This is a genomic window from Yoonia sp. SDW83-1 (assembly GCF_046762885.1).
GTDB lineage: Bacteria > Pseudomonadota > Alphaproteobacteria > Rhodobacterales > Rhodobacteraceae > Yoonia.
Map to the genome: position 1 here is coordinate 65299 of NZ_JBKQXO010000008.1, position 16829 is coordinate 82127.

The following is a 16829-nucleotide window of genomic DNA, read 5'->3' on the forward strand; positions in this document are numbered from 1 at the left end:
GCGCGATCAGCTGTCTTCCCATGGATAGCCGTTGGCATCCCGCTCAGTTGCATATTTCGCGATCAGCGCTCGGTATTCCTCAAGGATCGCCGGGCCATCCAGCCCTGTCGCCGTTGCGGTTTCAGCCCATTCATCCAGATAGCTGGCCCCCATCTCCAACAGCTTGGCGCGCTCTGCTTCGGGCAGCTCGATGATCTCAAGCCCCTGGTCGCGCATGTCTTCGACCGCTTGGTCGTTGGCTCCGGTCAGAATGCGGGCGAAATAGTCCACTGTGTCTGATCCGACCTCCAGTAGAATGGCCTGTTGTTCAGGTGTCAGCGCATCAAAGGCATCCTTGTTCATGAAGGTGCCGACGCCGCCGACCTGCCCCCAATTCAGCAGCGTGTAGCTGTCCATGACTTCGGCCTGTTTCAGCGCGGACACCGCATAGGAATAACCCTGTGAACAGTCGATTAGCCCGCTGTCTAATCCCTGATAGGCATCATAGATCGACATGCGGACCATGTTTGCCCCCATCTCGCCGAACACTTTGCCATAGGCCCCGACGCCGCGCACCTTCAGCCCGTCGATATCGTCCGCTGTGCGGATGGCCGCGCCATTGCAGCCGATATTAACCTGACTGGTGGTGAATGTGCCAAGGTAGACAAGGTTTTTGTCAGCGACCGCAGCTTCTACCGCCGCGTTGTTGCGAAACAGCTCATCGGTTGCGCGCATGCCAACCCAGGCGTCAGGGTTGTCTAGCGGCAGGTCAGCGACACCGTAGGCCACGAATTCCTGCGGATAGTAGACGGCGATCACGGTTCCCATGTCAGCCACCCCATCGCCAATAGATTGCAGGGCCGCGTTCGCCTTGAACAGCGCACCACCCCACTGGATATCGATCCGCAGATCCCCGCCGGAGCGTTCAGCGACCTGATCGGCAAACCACTGGATTGCGTTGGCACGCGCGCCGCGATTTGGGCCAGCCTCACCATGGATCAGCACTGTTTCTGCAATGGCGGAACCGGTCAATAGCCCCATCGACACGGCAAGCGCCGTGGCTTTGAAAAGTTTCATGTTTTCCTCCCTAAATTTCACTATGTAAAACAGTGTTTCATTTTATATCTTAGCGAGATTCTGAACCACTCCTCAAGCCCCATTTGCTCCGAAGCGCAGGCCAAGCGGTTCAGCAGACGTACTGCGTAAGTGAAGCTTGAGTGATTTGAGGCGGTTAGCCTTATTCGCCCGCTTCGCGCATTCCGGCGTTGAATTCCACCTTCAGAGCGGCGAAACGTGCTGAGAGATGATCATGCATCGCCTGACGTGCAGCACTTGGGCTGCGGGCGGCGATGGCGTTGATCAGAACCTCATGTTCGTTCTGGGGTACGGTGAGTGAGGTGCGACTGCGCGCCCTGGCGCGCACGGCGACCCAGTCGGGGTTGGAACGGATGCGATCCAGCAGCGCAAATGCGGTCAGCAAGGGCCTGTTACGTGCGCATTGCGCGATCAGCCGGTGAATCGCCCCGTCCCACAGCTCGATCGTCTGCGCATCAGCGACCACTTGGCGCGAGGCAAGGGTGCGCAGGCGTGAAATCTCTTCATCCGTCATTCGGGTGGCACAAAGGGCGGCCAGTTCCGGTTCGATGCACAGGCGCGCCTCCATCACCTGAAGGGGATCGGTTTCACCGGCAATGCGTGCCGCCAGATCACCTGTCGGGTCTGAGGGTTGGCCGGCATATGTACCGGACCCCTGTTTGCGCCAGACCAACCCTTCGACCTCCAGTTGGTCAAGCGCCTGTCGCACCAGCCGGCGTGATGTGCCGAACCTGTCGGCCAAGGCCCGTTCCGTTGGCAGGCGGCCATCGGGGGGCAGCTCGGATTCGATCAGTGCCATCAGGCGGGATTTGAGTGGTTCGGTCATTTTTCCACGGCTTGCGACAGGCTTGGGCGTCCCTCCGATAGCCTACGTTCTTCGGCTTCGGCAATAGCCGCATCGATATGATCGCGGGTGGGGCTGCCGGAAAATGCCTTGGCCGTGGGCACGCCGAGTGTGAAATGCACATACCGTTCCTGGGCCACCTGCCAGAGACGGTCGAGTTCTGCCAGCGGATCGGCGTGGTCATCCGCCCGGAGCGATAGCCACGGATAATCCTCGCCACGGTGGATCGTCAGCCCGGCGGCCTGCCGGCCCCGTTTGTCGCCGCCTTCGGCCTCGCCAGCTTGCATGGCTGTGATCAACCTTTCGGCAAAGGAGCCGGTGGCGCTCTGAAAGGCGTCAGAGGTGGCTTCGATAACATCAAGACCGGTCAGCATATTGCCGGCAACAGAGTGATCGTCACGGATCAGATGCCCGGCCCAATCGACACAATCCGCTCCGGTATGGGCTGCGAACTGGCCCTTGGCATCCATCATATGAGCCTGCCGGATCGCCTGACCTGCATCGCGCGACGAGAAGTCGGCGATGACGGCTGTCGCATCTTCGGTTTCAAGCCGCCCGCGCCCTTCGGTTCCCCAGATCGGGTTGCAGAAGGCCTGGCTGGCCACCGCCGTGCGGGGGCCGACATAGGGTACCAAGGCGCCGCAGGCAAAAAATTTGGAGGCGACGATCAGGCCGATGTCATCCCCGTCGCGGGCAATCAGGCTCCAGGTCATCGGCCCACCGCATAGGCTTGCATCAGACGCGGGGTTGCGGCGGCGCGCAACACCCCGTCAGGGTCGCGCAAAGCGGCCGTCAGACGCCCGACGGACCAGGGTTCGGCCACATGAACGACATGGCCACGCGCCCGCAGATCATTGATGACGGCATCGCCAAAGGCGGGTTCCAGCATCATTTCGCCGGGTTTGGCCTCACGCGGATAGAAGGACCCCTGAAAGTGCATCGAATGGAACAGTGGCGCATCCATGCAGGCCTGCAATTCCATGCCCCAATGGACGAACCGCAGGAACCAGACCAGTTGCCACTGATCCTGCTGGTCGCCGCCGGGAGTGCCGAAGACCATGCGCCGCCCGTCTTCGTGCACGGCCAGTGACGGGGTCAGCGTGGTGCGCGGTCGTCGTCCCGGGGCCAGTGAGGTGGGCAAGCCGTCTTCAAGCCAGAACATCTGCGCGCGGGAGTTCAGCGGAAAGCCAAGGCCGGGGATCACCGGGTTCGATTGCAGCCAGCCGCCCGATGGGGTGGCCGCGACCATGTTGCCCCAGCGGTCGATGATATCGAGATGCACCGTATCGCCGCGCTTTTCGGTCAGATGCGCCATTGTCGGTTCCTGCGGGGCAGCATCGGCGGCCCCGAAATCGCTGGCGGCGCGGGTGACATAGGCGTCGGCCAGATGGCCGAACCCGGGCACATGACCGGGGCGTTGTTCGAGGCTGGCCGTTGGCCCGATCAGCCGCGCGCGTTCGGCGTTGTAGGCATCTGACAGCAGGTGATCCATCGGGATTTCGCTATGCGCGGGGTCGCCGTAATACGCCTCGCGATCCGCGTAGGACAGTTTGATCGCTTCGATGATGGTGTGGACGAATTCCGCGCCCAGCGGGTCCATCGCCGCCAGATCGTGATGTTTCAGGATGGCCAGCGCCTGCAGCAGGACCGGCCCTTGCGACCACGGCCCGGTCTTGTGCACGGTCCAGCCGTGATAGGTATAGGACAGCGATGGTTCTGTTGTGGCGGACCAGCCCGCCATGTCCGATTTGCGCAGCACGCCTTTGTGCGGTTTGCCGGACACATCCATGATGTTGGCATCCTGCAGATATGTTTCGATGGCGTCGGCCACGAACCCGTTTGCCCATTCCTTGCGGGCAGCGTCGATCTGGTCTGTGCGGTCATCGCCTGCGGCCTCGCCCGCGGCGACCAGACGGTCATAGGTGCGGGCCAGATCGGGGTTCTTGAAAATCGTGTTGGGGGCAGGGGCCGTGCCGCCGGGTGTCCAGACTGCGGCGCTGCTGGGCCAGTGTTCGGCGAAATACTCCGTCAGCCCGTCAATCGTGTTTGCCACCCGTGGCAATACAGGATGGCCGTCGCGGGCGTATCCGATAGCGGGTTCCAGAACATCGCGCAGGGTCATCGTGCCGTGGTCGCGCAGCATCAGCATCCAGCCGTCAAATGCGCCGGGGATCACGGTGGCCAGCAAACCCGACCCCGGAACCAGTGTCAGATCCTGTTCCCGATAGTGCGCGATGGTGGCAGCTCCAGGGGCAGGCCCCTGCGCACATATGACCTGCACGTCCTCGCCAGCCTTCTGAAAGATGGCGGGCATGTCGCCGGCGGGGCCGTTCAAATGCGGCTCCACAACCTGCAACGTCAGACCGGTTGCGACCGCGGCGTCAAAGGCGTTGCCGCCCTTTTCGAGGATCGACATGCCAATGGCAGAGGCGATCCAATGGGTCGAGGTTGCAACGCCGAAGGTGCCTCGGATCTCAGGACGCGTGGTAAAAGTCATGCGATGCCTTTCAGTGTTCGCGCGGGTCAAGCGCGTCGCGCAGCCCGTCGCCCAGAAGGTTGAACCCCAACACAACAAGAAAGATCGAGATGCCGGGATAAAGCGCCATCCACGGCGCCTGGTTGAGGAAGTTCTTGGCCGTATTCAGCATTGATCCCCAGCTTGGCGACGGGGGTTGCTGGCCGAGGCCGAGGAATGAAAGCGACGCCTCTGCAATGATGGCTGTCGCGATGGTCAGCGTCGCCTGCACAAGGATTGGCGGCAAGGCATTCGGCAGGATGTAGCGCGACAGGATCAGCCGTGTCGGCAAGCCTATGGCATGCGCGGACTCCACGTAATCTTCGACCTTGATATTGATCACCTGGCCGCGGGTCAGACGTATGAATATCGGTGTGGCCGAGATGCCGATGGCGATCATTGCGTTCGTCAGGCTCGGTCCCAAAAAGGCAGCCAGCGCGATGGCAAGGATCAGGAAGGGGGCGGCCAATAGCGCTTCGGTACAGCGCGAAATGATGGCGTCAATCCAGCCACCAAAATAACCGGCCACGATGCCGAGCGGCACCCCGATGGCCACCGCGATCCCGACCGAGATGACCCCCGCGAGGAGTGACGCCTGCGCCCCCCAGATCATCCGCGACAGCACATCGCGCCCGATCTCATCGGTTCCCATCCAATGGGCCGCAGACGGTGCCTGACGCACCGCACCCCAATCTGTCGCGGCCGGGTCAGGGATTGGCAAGACGGGCGCGAGCAGGGCGATGGCGATAAAGAAGGTCACCAGAATGCCGCCCAACATCGCCGATTTGTGGCTGCGGAATTTCTTCCAGACCCGGTTTTCGGGTTTGGGGAGTGCTGTATTGCTCGTTTCAGCAACGGACATCAGGCGCTCCTCAGACGAGGGTTGAGCAAGAAGTATGCCATATCTGCCAACAGGTTCATGATGATGAAACCAACCGCAGTCACCAGAACAATGCCCTGCACGACGGCATAGTCGCGGTTGAAGACGGCATCGACGACCAGTTTGCCAAATCCAGGGATGGTAAAGATCTGTTCGGTTAGAACGGCACCCGCGATCAACTCCCCGAACAGTAGGGCCGTTAGGGTAACGATGGGCGTCAACGCGTTGCGAAAGGCGTGTTTCAGCACAACCTTGCGCTCTGACAACCCCTTGGCGCGTGCGGTTCGAACATAGTCAGAGGTCAGCACCCCCAGCATCGCGGAACGGGTATGCCGCATCAGCGTGGCCGCCAATGCTGTGCCCAAGACAAAGGCGGGCATCAGCATTGTCTTGATCGACAACCAGAAATCCTCGCTTAGCGGGACATAGCCCGACGCCGGCAGCAATTGCCATTTCACTGATACCAGCAGGATCAACATGATCCCCAGCCAGAAATTCGGTATAGACAGTCCTGAAAGCGCGACGATATTGGCGATGTAATCAGTCAGCGTGCCTTTTTTATAAGCCGACAGGATACCTGCCGGAATGCCGATCAGCACCGCGAAAATCAACGACATCACTGCCAGCTGGATCGTCACTGGCAGCTTTTGCCCGATAAGTTCGGTCACAGGCTGATTGGTGCGGAAAGAGGTGCCCAGATCACCCTGCAGCGCATTGCCCACCCAAGTGATGTACTGCACCGGGATCGGATCATTCAGACGGTATTTTTCGCGCAGGAATTCCAGCACCTCTGGGTCACGCTCTTCCCCAGCCAGAACCAGCAGCGGGTCGCCGGGCAACAGTTTTTGCAATGCGAAAACGAAGATCGAGATCAGCAGGATCGTCGGGATCGCGATGGCGACGCGGCGCAGGAAGTATGACAGCATGGAATGCCTCTTGTTGGGTGGCCCGACCTCAACCAAGGTCGGGCCGGCTCCACATCACTCAGACAGTGACACGCCTTCCAGACGGATCATGCCATCGGGGTAAGGGGTGAAGCCGTCGATCCCGGCATCAAGCGCGGTGATCCAGCTTTGGTGATAGAGATAAACCAGCGGTGCTTCGTCGATCAGGACGGCGCGGGCCTTGTCATACTCGATCTTGCGGGCCTCCATATCAGCCTGTGTGCGGGCTGCATTCAACGCCGCATCCACGTCGGGGTGCGAAAATCCGCTGTCATTGATGCCACCATCGGTGGTCACGAACTGGTGGATATTGCCATCTGGATCGACGCGGCCGGACCAGCCGATCTGGCTTGCCTGATAGTCACCGGCAGACTGGTCGGCCAGCAGGGTTGCGAATTCCTTCGACACAATCTCAACCCGGATGCCCGCCTCTGCCGCCATCGACTGGACAACCTGCATCAATTGCAACGGGATCGTGGTGTTGGGCACCTGTACCGTCAGGTCGACACCGTCGGGATAACCCGCCTCTGCCAGCAAGGCCTTCGCTTTATCCACATTGCGTTCTTCGATCGGGAAATTGGTGTTGTACCAAGGCGAGGTTGGCGGGAAGGACTGGTTGCCCGGGGCATAAGCGCCTTCAAATACCACCTGATTGATCGCGTTGCGGTCCATGGAATAGCTGAACGCCTGACGTAGCCGTTTGTCGTTGCCAAAGGGGTTGTCGGCCTTATCGCCGTTGCCAACGTTAAAGGTGACGCCCTGATAGCCAAGCGATACGGCAGAGACCACATTGATGTCCGGGTCTGCTTCGGCCTGCGCGAGATCAGTGGGGGCTAGACGTTCCAGAATATGGATATCGCCCGATTGCAGATTGGCCAGACGCACCGTGGTATCCGGGATCGGCAGGAAGGTCACGCTGTCGAAATTGATCGCATCGGCGTTCCAGTAATCGTCAAACTTGTTCAGGACAATCCGGTCCTGCGCCACACGTTCGCCAAAGCTGAATGGGCCGGAGCAGACCGGCGCGAGCCCGAAATCGACACCCGTTTCGGCGGCAGCTGTGGGCGAGACCATCATCCCAGCCCGGTCTGCCAGTTGCGCCATCACAGTCGCATCAGGTGCGCTAAGGTTCAGTGTCAGGGTGTAATCGCCAGTGACATCAACCGAGGTGATTGACGACAATTCAGATTTGCGGCGGCTTTCCTCAAGCGTTTGCGATCGTTCGATATTGTCGGCGACAGCCTGTGCATTGAAAGCGGTCCCGTCATGGAACACCACACCTTCTCGGACGGTCATGTCGATGGACATGCCATCCTCGGCCACGGTCCATTCGGTGGCGAGTTGCGGAATGATTTCAAGGTCCGGGGTGATATCGACCAGTTTGTCGCATAGCGACGCATAAACGATGCGGCCTACGAATGTACGCGACTGGTCGGGGTCCAGAATGTCGGCATCTGATTGCAAGGCGATGCGCAGATCTTGCGCCATGGCACCGGTCGCCATCAGCGCCAGTGCGGCAGTTGTCATTGTCAGGGATTTCATCATGTTTCCTCTCTGTCGGGATGATGTGCGACCGGGGTGATCTTCGCCCCCTCGGTCGCTTTTCGGTAAAGGGCGAGCCGCGCTTCGGTGGCAGGGCTTCGTTTGGGAGGGGGGTTGCGGCTGGCCGTTACACCGATGTCCTGCCAGTGATGACAGGCCGTCATATGGCCATCCGGTGTTTCTTCCGGCATTGGCGTTGTGCTGCGGCACAGGTCGGTGACAAACAGGCAGCGCGTGTGAAAGGCGCAGCCAGACGGTGGCGCGGACGGGCTTGGCATTTCGCCTTCGATCCGGGCACGATCGGTGCGATTGCGGTCATCCGGATCGGGAATGGCATCAAGCAAGGCGCGCGTGTAGGGGTGGCGAGGCGTGTCGAAAAGGGCATCGGTCGTGCCTTGCTCGACGATTTTGCCTAAATACATGACCGCGACCCTATCCGACATGTGTCTGATGACGGCAAGGTCGTGCGCAATCAGGATCAGGGTCAGACCAAGATCGCGGCCTAGGTCGCTGAGCAGGTTCACCACCTGCGCCTGAACTGACACATCCAGCGCAGACACCGGTTCATCCCCAATAATCAGTCGCGGCCCTGATGCCAAAGCGCGGGCGATGCCGATCCGCTGGCGCTGCCCGCCTGAAAACTCATGCGGATACCGGTCGGCATGTTCGGGCTGCAAACCCACCTGTTTCAGCAGTTCGGATACTTTGGCGCGGCGGTCCTGTTTGGACAGGTCTGGCGCGTGAACCTCCAGTGGTTCTGCCACCAGCCGGCCCACCGACATGCGCGGATTCAGCGACGAAAAAGGGTCCTGAAAGATGAACTGCACATCCCGACGCAGGTCTGACAGTGCATGGCCCCGCGCTTGGGTCACTGCCTTGCTGTCAAAGATGACGTCGCCTGCTGTCGGGTCCAGCAGACGTGCCAGTAGCCGGGCGAGGGTGGATTTCCCGCAGCCGGATTCGCCCACGATGGCGAAGGTTTCACCGGGCGTGATCGACAGTGATACACCATCCACTGCGCGCACCGATCCCTTCTTGGCAAACAGGCCGCCGCCCGTCTGGAAGTGCTTTTTCAGCCCCTGTGCTTCGAGGATGGGTTTCATCCGGCCACCTGTAAGGTTTGTTCGAGTGGTGCAAAATGACAGGCGGTCTGGTGATTGGGCCCTACATCGGACAAGGACGGCTGAGTACTGCAAACGCCGGTTGCAAACGGACAACGGCTGCGAAAGCGGCATCCTTGAGGCATGTTGTTCATTGTCGGCACGGTGCCCTTGATCGTGGTCAGTCTTGCGCGGGGTCCTGACAGGCGCGGCACCGAGGCCATCAAACCAATCGTGTAGGGATGCTGCGGATTGCCGAATATCTCGGACATGGGCCCGTATTCCACCATCTGCCCGCCATACATGACCGCTACGGTATCAGCGATTTCGGCCACCACACCCAGATCATGGGTGATCATGATGGTGCCCATGCCGGTATCGCGCTGCAGATCGCGGATCAGGTCGAGAATCTGCGCTTGAATGGTGACATCCAGTGCTGTCGTCGGCTCATCCGCGATTAGAAGGCTGGGGTCATTGGCCAGCGCCATGGCGATCATGACGCGCTGGCGCTGACCACCTGACAATTGGTGCGGGTGCCGATCCAGTTGCAGTTCCGGTGATGGCAGACCGACGCGGCGCAGCATCTCCAATGCGCGTTCCAGCCCCTTGGTGCGGGAACAGCCGGTGTGACGTTGCACTGATTCTGCAATCTGGTCGCCGATACGGAAGGCGGGATTAAGAGAAGTCATCGGTTCTTGAAAAATCATCGCCATGCGATCGCCGCGCAGGTCTGCGGGGATGCGTTCCTTTGTTAAATCAAAGACTTGCCCGTCAAACACCATCTTTCCCGAAGGAATATGCGCCGCACCCGGCGGCAAAAGCCCCATCATGGCCATGGCGGTCACGCTTTTTCCGCATCCAGATTCGCCCACGACACAGAGGATTTCACCAGACGCCACCGACAGGCTGACATTCTCCACCGCACAACTTGCTTGCCCCTTAAATCGAAGGCTCAACGCAGTTAGCGACAGCAAGGGGGCGGTTTTGGTCAGCGTCTTCATCCCAATGGTGAACCAATTACACATTGGTTCAGCAATTTTCGACATGAGTCAATGATGATGACGACGTGACAGCCAGAGTTTTTGTGGCCTTGGCCATCGGTAAGGGATTTGCCGGGTATTTGGGCGCTTCCTCTCATTTTTGTGCACACAGGACTCCCTTTGGCGAAAATGGCTAGGCGATTTGGCTTGCAAAACGTGCCGGCGTGTTCTAAGTTTCTGTGATGACAGAAATATCACAAATAACCAAATCGGCAGCCGTTGAGCAATTCATTCTGTATTGGGGTGACATGGGCGGCCAGTGGGGCGTCAACCGCTCGGTCGCGCAGATCCATGCGTTGCTATATCTTTCGGTCAGTCCGATGAATGCAGAGCAGATATCCGAGACGCTGGGGATTGCCCGGTCAAACGTATCGAACTCGCTCAAGGAACTGGTCGGCTGGAAACTGATCCGTCGCGTTCCCATCGTGGGTGACAGGCGCGAACATTTCGAGGCAGAGGTTGATGTCTGGGAGATGGCGATGCGCATCGCCCAGGGCCGCAAAGAGCGCGAGATTGATCCAGCCGCCGCAGCGTTGCGTGATTGCGTAACCAAGGCAGAGACCGAGAAGGGGTTGAACCCCGAGGTACTGCACCGGCTGCGCGAGATGCAGGAGTTCCTTAACACGACGACCCGTTGGTACGACCAGATGCTGGGTGTGCCCAAGGCCCAGCTGACGCGGCTGATCGGCATGGGTGACAAGGTGCTGAAGGTTTTGAAGTTCACGGGGCGCAAGGCCAAATAGGCTGCCCTTTTTTTGACAATTAATTTCTGTTCATACAGAAATATATGATGATACGAAACGGAGGAAATGATGGAGGTTCAGGGACATAAGCAAAAGGTCATACCGTTTGTGCCTGCCAATGACGCCAAGGCACCGCAGCCTTTGCCAGACAGCCGGTTTCGCAACCTGCTGGGTGATGGCTGGAACCGGCTGCCTGCAGCGATCCGCAAACGATTTGGTAAGCGGCTGAAGGGTGGGGATAGTGTGACCTATCAGGGTGTTGTGACATCCATGCGCATGAACCGGACGGGGCATGTTCTGGCGCAAATGGCGCGCCTTGTGGGCGCGCCATTGCCCTATGATATGACTTCGGTGGATCGTCCCGCTGTTGTGATTGTGACCGAGGACAGCGTGACAAATGGCCAGTTCTGGATCAGGCAATACGGGCGGGCCAAGGGTTTCCCCCAGACTGTGCACAGTTCCAAACGTTTTGCAGGTCCCACCGGGCTCGAGGAATATATCGGCTACGGCATCGGCATGGCCTTGCGGGTCGAGGCGACCGCCCATGCCCTGCTCTTCAAAAGCGATCATTTCTTTCTGCAGCTATGGGGCCGCCGCATCAGGCTGCCACGTTTGCTCAGCCCGGGTGCGTTGGTGATTGGTCACCATGACCTCGGCGACGGCCAGTTCGCCTTCACACTTTCGCTCAAACACCGCGTCTTTGGCGAGATGATCGCGCAAGACGCCGTTTTCCAGGACGCAAAGGAATAGAATAATGGATGATCCGATCCTCTGGACCCTTATTGCCATTCAGGTTGTGATGGGCGCGTTTGACACGCTTGTCCACCATGAAGGCACTGAACGTCTGGCGTGGCGCCCGTCGCAGCGGCAGGAACTGCGCCTGCACGGGGTGCGCAACTTCTTCTATATGGTAATTTTCCTGTGCTTTGCCTGGCTGGAGCCGCGTGGTGTTTTCACGATGATCCTGACAGGTATTCTGGTGGTCGAGGTGTTGATCACCTTATGGGATTTCGTGGAGGAGGACCTGACACGGAAACTGCCAGCGACCGAACGGGTGAACCATACCCTCCTTGCCCTCAACTACGGTGCAATCCTTTCGCTTGCCGCGCCCTACCTGTTGGAGTGGGCAAGGATGGAAACGGCGCTGATCCCAACCAGCTATGGCTGGTGGAGCGTCATGGCGACCCTGTCTGCCCTGGCTGTCGGCCTGTTCAGCGCACGTGATCTGCTGGCGGCGGGGCGTAGCGACAGGTTGGCACGCCCAGACCCTGCAACGCTGGTGACTGATCTACCGGGTCGTCAGAATGTTCTGATCACTGGCGCGACCGGGTTCATTGGCGCGCGCCTTACTGCCGCCCTGGTGGCTGGCGGGCACCGTGTCACCGTATTGACGCGGACCAGGGCCAATGCAGATGATCTGGCCCATCCGATCCGGATTGTCACTGATCTGGGGCAGATCCCGGATGATGAACCTATCGACAGCATCATCAATTTGGCCGGTGACCCGGTTGCCAGCGCCCCTTGGACCGCACGCAAACGCGCCCGGATTATCGGATCGCGTGTGGATATGACTCGCGAAATCGTAGCCTTGATTGACCGGCTTGCCGTAAAACCAAAGGTGTTGGTCAATGGCTCTGCCATCGGATGGTATGGTTTGCGTGGCGACGAAAAACTGACCGAGGATGCAGCCCCGCAGGATTGCTTTACCCATCAGGTTTGCGCCCGCTGGGAAGCGACCGCGGAGGCGGCGCAGGCCCATGGTGTCCGTGTTGTGGCACTCCGTATCGGGCTGGTTTTGGGTGTCGAGGGCGGGATGCTGGCCAAGTTCCTGACCCCGTTCGAATTCGGCCTTGGCGGCGTTATTGGCGACGGAAAACAATGGATGTCTTGGATTGATCTGGATGATGTTGTGCGGATGATCGTCTTTGCCGTGGCGGCGGATATCCAGGGGCCGCTGAACGCCACTGCGCCGAACCCAGTAACAAACGCGGATTTCACCAAGGCCGTGGCAGGCGCACTGCAGAGACCGGCGGTTCTGCGCTTTCCTGCCGCGATCCTGCGTGTGGGTTTGGGCGATCTGGCGGAAGAGACGATGTTGTCCGGTCAACGGGTCGTGCCCGCCGGGGCACAGGCCGCAGGCTTTACCTTCTGGCAACCCGATCTGGACCACGCATTACAGCAAATGACTGGCGCACGCGACACACGCGCAACGGTCGTATCGCAGCCGCAGAATGCGTCTTGAACTTGTGATGTGGTTTTGCTCTGACTTCAGACATGAGCCTGACCACATCCGCCATTGAAAACGCTGCCCCCGATCAGGCATCGCTTAAGGCTGCGAGCAAATTGCTGTCACCCAACAAATGGCCGGAGCGGCTGATTTCGGGTGACAGCCGGCTGATCTGGGGGGCTTGTCAGGGATCTGGGGCGAACCCCTATCGGGTGGTTGTGGACCTGAGCGACCTGGGGACGAAATGCAGCTGCCCATCGCGTAAGTTCCCTTGCAAACATGCATTGGCTCTGATGCTGCTATATAGCAGCGCACCGTCTGATTTTGGACCCGGTGATGTCCCCGATTGGGTGACCGAATGGCTGGGGCGGCGGCGCAAGAGTGCGGCGACAACGACCGCAAGTGGCGAAAAGAAAAGCCTCGCCGCCGCGCAAGCTGACACGCCCGAAAGACCCGATGACCCGAAAACAGTCGCCCGCAGTGAAGCTGCCGCGGCGAAGCGGGCTGCGGCCACGCAAAAGTCAATCACTGATGGTCTAGCAGAGATGGAGGCGTGGATCGCCGACCAGTTGCGCACCGGGTTGGCGGAACTGCTGATCGATCTGACCGGGCGATGCCGCCGGATTGCCTCGCGCCTTGTGGATGCCAAGGCGGGATCACTGGCTGGCCGAATTGACGGTATACCGGCGCGCGTTCTGGCGCTGCCGCAAAAGGATCGGCCAGACGCGTTGATCGCGGAACTTGGCAAGTTGGTCATCATCGCGTGGGCGTGGGGCAATGGTGATAACCCTGATCCCGCCTTGCGCCGCATTATCGCGGGCGCAGAAAATCGCGATGTGCTGTTGGAGGACAAGAACGCCCTACGCCACAAGGGCCGCTGGGAGGTTTTGGCAAGCCGCGACGAAACCCGCCGTGATGGGCTGATTGCCCGTTCCACATGGTTGCTGGGCCTTGATCAGGCCGGACCGCGTTTTGCGCTGCTGCAGGATTTCTTTCCGGCCAGTCTGGGTAAGCAAGGGGCGGCCTTCACCGCCGGGGATCAGTTTCAGGCTGAGTTGGTGTTTTACCCCGCGCCCGTGCCGCTGCGGGCGCAAATAGTCGAGCGGATAAATGCGGATGAGCATCGGGACTGGCCCGCAGCTGCGGCGGATGCCGACATCCTACGGTCGTTTTCCGATGCGTTGGGGCAAGAGCCTTGGTTGACCGAACTACCGGTCCTGCTACCTGCCGGGCGGCTGGCCACGGCGAAGGAGGCACATTACTGGCGTGGGAGCGAGGCCGTTTTGCCGCTGACCGCCACCGGCCTTGCGGATCAGGTTCTTGGCGCGGAGTTGCGCCAGTCAGTTGTGTTGTGGAATGGCCATGCCGCCGATCTGCTGGCCGCGGACACCAATATGGGAAGGTTTCATGCCGATGCTTGACGAAACCTTAGGTCGGCTTGAGGCGGCAAAACTGCGCTGGATGACGGGCGGGGTCGCGGAGGCAGGCGACGATTCATTCACCAAGGGTACTGACAGCGCTGAAACCCAACTGCGCCTGCTGGCACAGGCAGCGTTGTTCCGGCAATCCTGTCTGCGCCCGGAACCGCCCGGTGACCTGACAGAGATGCAGCCGCTGCCGGCACCCACCCTGCCGCTTTTGCCAGAACCTTTGCGACCCGCATTTCGGCAGATGATGCAGCAGCAGGATCGGAGTGTCTGGCAGGGACTGATGGGGTTGATGGTAGCCCGTGGCGTGATGGCCCATCCGTTCGACTGGCTGCCGCCGCAGGACATGTCAGGCTACCCCGACGCCTATATCCCACTGGCGAAATGGAAGGCCGGGCTTAGCGACAACACCGTCGCTTTGACTGCTGACACATGGGATGATATGTACTCGGCCGAGCGGCGCAAGGCCTTTGCCGACCTGCGCGCGTCTGACCCAACCGCCGCACGAGAATTGATGCAGGATCACGGCGGTGGATTGCCCGCCGAAGATCGGCTGGGTCTGGTCGACGGCTTCGCTATCGGCCTCAGCATGGACGACGCGGAGTATCTGACGGCACTGACCCAACACGACCGCTCATCCAAAGTGAAAGCGCGTGCGCAAGGCCTCTTGGCGCGCCTTGGAGTCGTCGCTGACGGAGGTGATGCGCAGGAACTGGCGGATTTCATGGAGAAATCTACGACCGGCCTGATCCGGCGGCGTAACGTGATCAAACTGCGCGGCAAACTGAACGAGGCGCAAAAGAAGCGGGCGAATAGCCTTTTCGAAAACGTATCCTTCGCTCGATTGGCCTCTGCTCTTGCGGTAACACCTGACACGCTTGCCGCCGGCTACGTCACTGAACCGCGCCCGATGATGTCACCGTTCCTGCAGATGTGCATCCGCACAGCACCCAATGATGCGTTGCTGATCTATTGGGATCGTTTGCGTGCCGATGGTGTGGCCCAGTTCGCCATGCTCGCAGATATGGCCCAACGATTGTCAAAGGATCAGGTACTGGCAGAGGCGCGGGCGCTGCTGCGCGCAAACAGCCTGACGGATTTGCGTGATATGCTGGCCGTGACCGGCCCTGATGTTGGCCCCACCCTGTCGGATGCGCTGCTGGCCGCGCCGTTCTACGCAAACAAGCTGAAGGATGTCAAAGCGGCCCTTGCCAAGCGGGCAAAAGGCGAGGGTGATTATCAGGGCAGCCACACAATCTCCCAGTTTGAAAACTTCATCACGCTGTTGGCTTTTCTGATCACGGCGTCGCATGCCACGCGTGTTATGGCCGATCTTGAAGCGCTGGGTTTTCATAGCGCTGACCCGGTTTTGCGCCCTTTGAAATTCAATATAGCCCTGCAAGGACCCACCCCATGACCGATGTGCTCCGCCAACCTGCCGAAATCGTCTGGAAAGCCGAAATCGACGCCCTGCGCGGCGATGATAACGGCCCCAAACCCGCTGGCTGGGCGATGTCGCCACGGGCGGTTGTGACCTACCTTTTGGGTGGCAAGGCGGCGGATGGCACAGAAATCACCCCGAAATATGTGGGACAGAAACGGCTGATCGAAACAGCCGTGGCAACCCTGGCCACCGACCGGGCGTTATTGCTGCTGGGCGTGCCGGGGACGGCGAAATCATGGGTATCGGAACATCTGGCCGCCGCCGTGGCGGGCGATTCAACCCTTGTGGTGCAATGCACCGCAGGGACGGATGAAAACCAGATCCGCTATGGCTGGAACTATGCCCAATTGCTGGCCAAGGGGCCAAGCCCGGACGCGCTGGTTCCCACACCACTTTACCGTGCGATGGAAGCAGGCAAACTCTGCCGGATGGAGGAACTGACCCGCATGGGATCAGACGTGCAGGACACGCTGATCACCGTCCTGTCGGAAAAGATGATGCCGATCCCGGAACTGAACTCATCAATCTACGCCACACGCGGCTTCAACATCATCGCCACCGCAAACAATCGCGACAAAGGGGTTAACGAACTGTCCTCGGCCCTCAAACGCCGGTTCAACGTGGTCGTCCTGCCGCTGCCGGACACCATCGACGAAGAGGTGTCGATTGTCACCAAACGGGTCGGCGAAATGGCAGCCGGGCTTGACCTGCCCTTGCCTAAGAACGTGGCGGCAGAGGTGGGGCGCGTCGTCACCATGTTCCGCGAATTGCGCGACGGGCAGACGATGGATGGCAAAACCGCGCTCAAGGCGCCCAGCGGCACCCTGTCCACGGCAGAGGCGATTGCGGTCATGGTAGGCGGTCTGTCGCAGGCCGCGTTCTTTACCGACGGGACACTGAATGTGGATGGGCTTGCCCCCAACGTGCTCGGCGCGGTGGTCAAGGATCCAGTCCAGGACAAGACCGTGCTGGCAGAATACCTCGAAACCGTCGTGAAAAAACGGCGCGACTATGCCGATTACTATTCGGTCCTGACCGAACTGCTCTGA

General features: G+C 60.0%; 15 protein-coding genes. 6 read left to right on the plus strand and 9 right to left on the minus strand.

Annotated elements, in window-relative coordinates:
* Nucleotides 1-6: 6 nt before the first annotated feature.
* From ACFWW4_RS11790 to ACFWW4_RS11830, 9 genes are all read right to left on the minus strand, one after another.
* Nucleotides 7-1056 carry a C4-dicarboxylate TRAP transporter substrate-binding protein gene (locus ACFWW4_RS11790; RefSeq protein WP_411891033.1) on the minus strand — a complete coding sequence of 350 codons (1050 nt, stop codon included), beginning with the start codon at nt 1054-1056 and terminating at the stop codon, nt 7-9.
* A 160-nt stretch (nt 1057-1216) separates the two neighbouring features.
* Nucleotides 1217-1900 carry a FadR/GntR family transcriptional regulator gene (locus tag ACFWW4_RS11795; protein WP_411891034.1) on the minus strand — a complete coding sequence of 228 codons (684 nt, stop codon included), beginning with the start codon at nt 1898-1900 and terminating at the stop codon, nt 1217-1219.
* Nucleotides 1897-2631: a DUF1028 domain-containing protein gene (locus ACFWW4_RS11800; RefSeq protein WP_411891035.1), complete on the minus strand. Its 735-nt coding sequence runs from the start codon at nt 2629-2631 to the stop codon at nt 1897-1899. The genes ACFWW4_RS11795 and ACFWW4_RS11800 overlap by 4 nt, the downstream gene beginning before the upstream one ends.
* A complete protein-coding gene (locus ACFWW4_RS11805; protein ID WP_411891036.1) occupies nt 2628-4415 on the minus strand; it encodes a gamma-glutamyltransferase family protein in 1788 nt (595 codons plus the stop codon). The genes ACFWW4_RS11800 and ACFWW4_RS11805 overlap by 4 nt, the downstream gene beginning before the upstream one ends.
* A 10-nt stretch (nt 4416-4425) precedes the next feature.
* Nucleotides 4426-5295 (minus strand): ABC transporter permease, encoded by an 870-nt coding sequence (locus ACFWW4_RS11810; protein ID WP_411891037.1) that lies wholly within the window; start codon nt 5293-5295, stop codon nt 4426-4428.
* Complete coding sequence (locus ACFWW4_RS11815) at nt 5295-6239, minus strand: ABC transporter permease (RefSeq protein ID WP_411891038.1); 945 nt, start codon at nt 6237-6239, stop codon at nt 5295-5297. The genes ACFWW4_RS11810 and ACFWW4_RS11815 overlap by 1 nt, the downstream gene beginning before the upstream one ends.
* Before the next feature lie 54 nt (nt 6240-6293).
* Nucleotides 6294-7799 (minus strand): ABC transporter substrate-binding protein, encoded by a 1506-nt coding sequence (locus tag ACFWW4_RS11820; protein ID WP_411891039.1) that lies wholly within the window; start codon nt 7797-7799, stop codon nt 6294-6296.
* Nucleotides 7799-8902 carry an ABC transporter ATP-binding protein gene (locus ACFWW4_RS11825; RefSeq protein WP_411891040.1) on the minus strand — a complete coding sequence of 368 codons (1104 nt, stop codon included), beginning with the start codon at nt 8900-8902 and terminating at the stop codon, nt 7799-7801. Before ACFWW4_RS11825 ends, ACFWW4_RS11820 begins: the two co-directional genes overlap by 1 nt.
* Entirely contained in the window at nt 8899-9945 is a 1047-nt protein-coding gene (locus ACFWW4_RS11830; protein ID WP_411891041.1) for an ABC transporter ATP-binding protein, read from the minus strand. The genes ACFWW4_RS11825 and ACFWW4_RS11830 overlap by 4 nt, the downstream gene beginning before the upstream one ends.
* A gap of 176 nt (nt 9946-10121) precedes the next feature.
* Between ACFWW4_RS11830 and ACFWW4_RS11835 the strand changes: the two genes are divergently transcribed.
* The 6 genes from ACFWW4_RS11835 (at nt 10122) to ACFWW4_RS11860 (ending at nt 16829) form a co-directional block, all read left to right on the plus strand.
* Complete coding sequence (locus tag ACFWW4_RS11835) at nt 10122-10682, plus strand: GbsR/MarR family transcriptional regulator (RefSeq protein WP_393926234.1); 561 nt, start codon at nt 10122-10124, stop codon at nt 10680-10682.
* Nucleotides 10683-10751: 69 nt separating this feature from the next.
* Nucleotides 10752-11432, plus strand: a complete 681-nt coding sequence (locus ACFWW4_RS11840; protein ID WP_411891042.1) for a DUF4166 domain-containing protein — start codon at nt 10752-10754, stop codon at nt 11430-11432.
* Between the two features lie 4 nt (nt 11433-11436).
* The gene (locus ACFWW4_RS11845) at nt 11437-12924 is read left to right on the plus strand and encodes a TIGR01777 family oxidoreductase (protein WP_411891043.1); all 1488 of its coding nucleotides are present in this window, start codon (nt 11437-11439) and stop codon (nt 12922-12924) included.
* 32 nt (nt 12925-12956) lie between these two features.
* Complete coding sequence (locus tag ACFWW4_RS11850) at nt 12957-14330, plus strand: SWIM zinc finger family protein (RefSeq protein ID WP_411891044.1); 1374 nt, start codon at nt 12957-12959, stop codon at nt 14328-14330.
* Entirely contained in the window at nt 14317-15753 is a 1437-nt protein-coding gene (locus tag ACFWW4_RS11855; RefSeq protein WP_411891045.1) for a DUF5691 domain-containing protein, read from the plus strand. Before ACFWW4_RS11850 ends, ACFWW4_RS11855 begins: the two co-directional genes overlap by 14 nt.
* Nucleotides 15750-16829, plus strand: coding sequence for an AAA family ATPase (locus ACFWW4_RS11860; RefSeq protein ID WP_411891046.1), 1080 nt, complete (start codon nt 15750-15752; stop codon nt 16827-16829). Before ACFWW4_RS11855 ends, ACFWW4_RS11860 begins: the two co-directional genes overlap by 4 nt.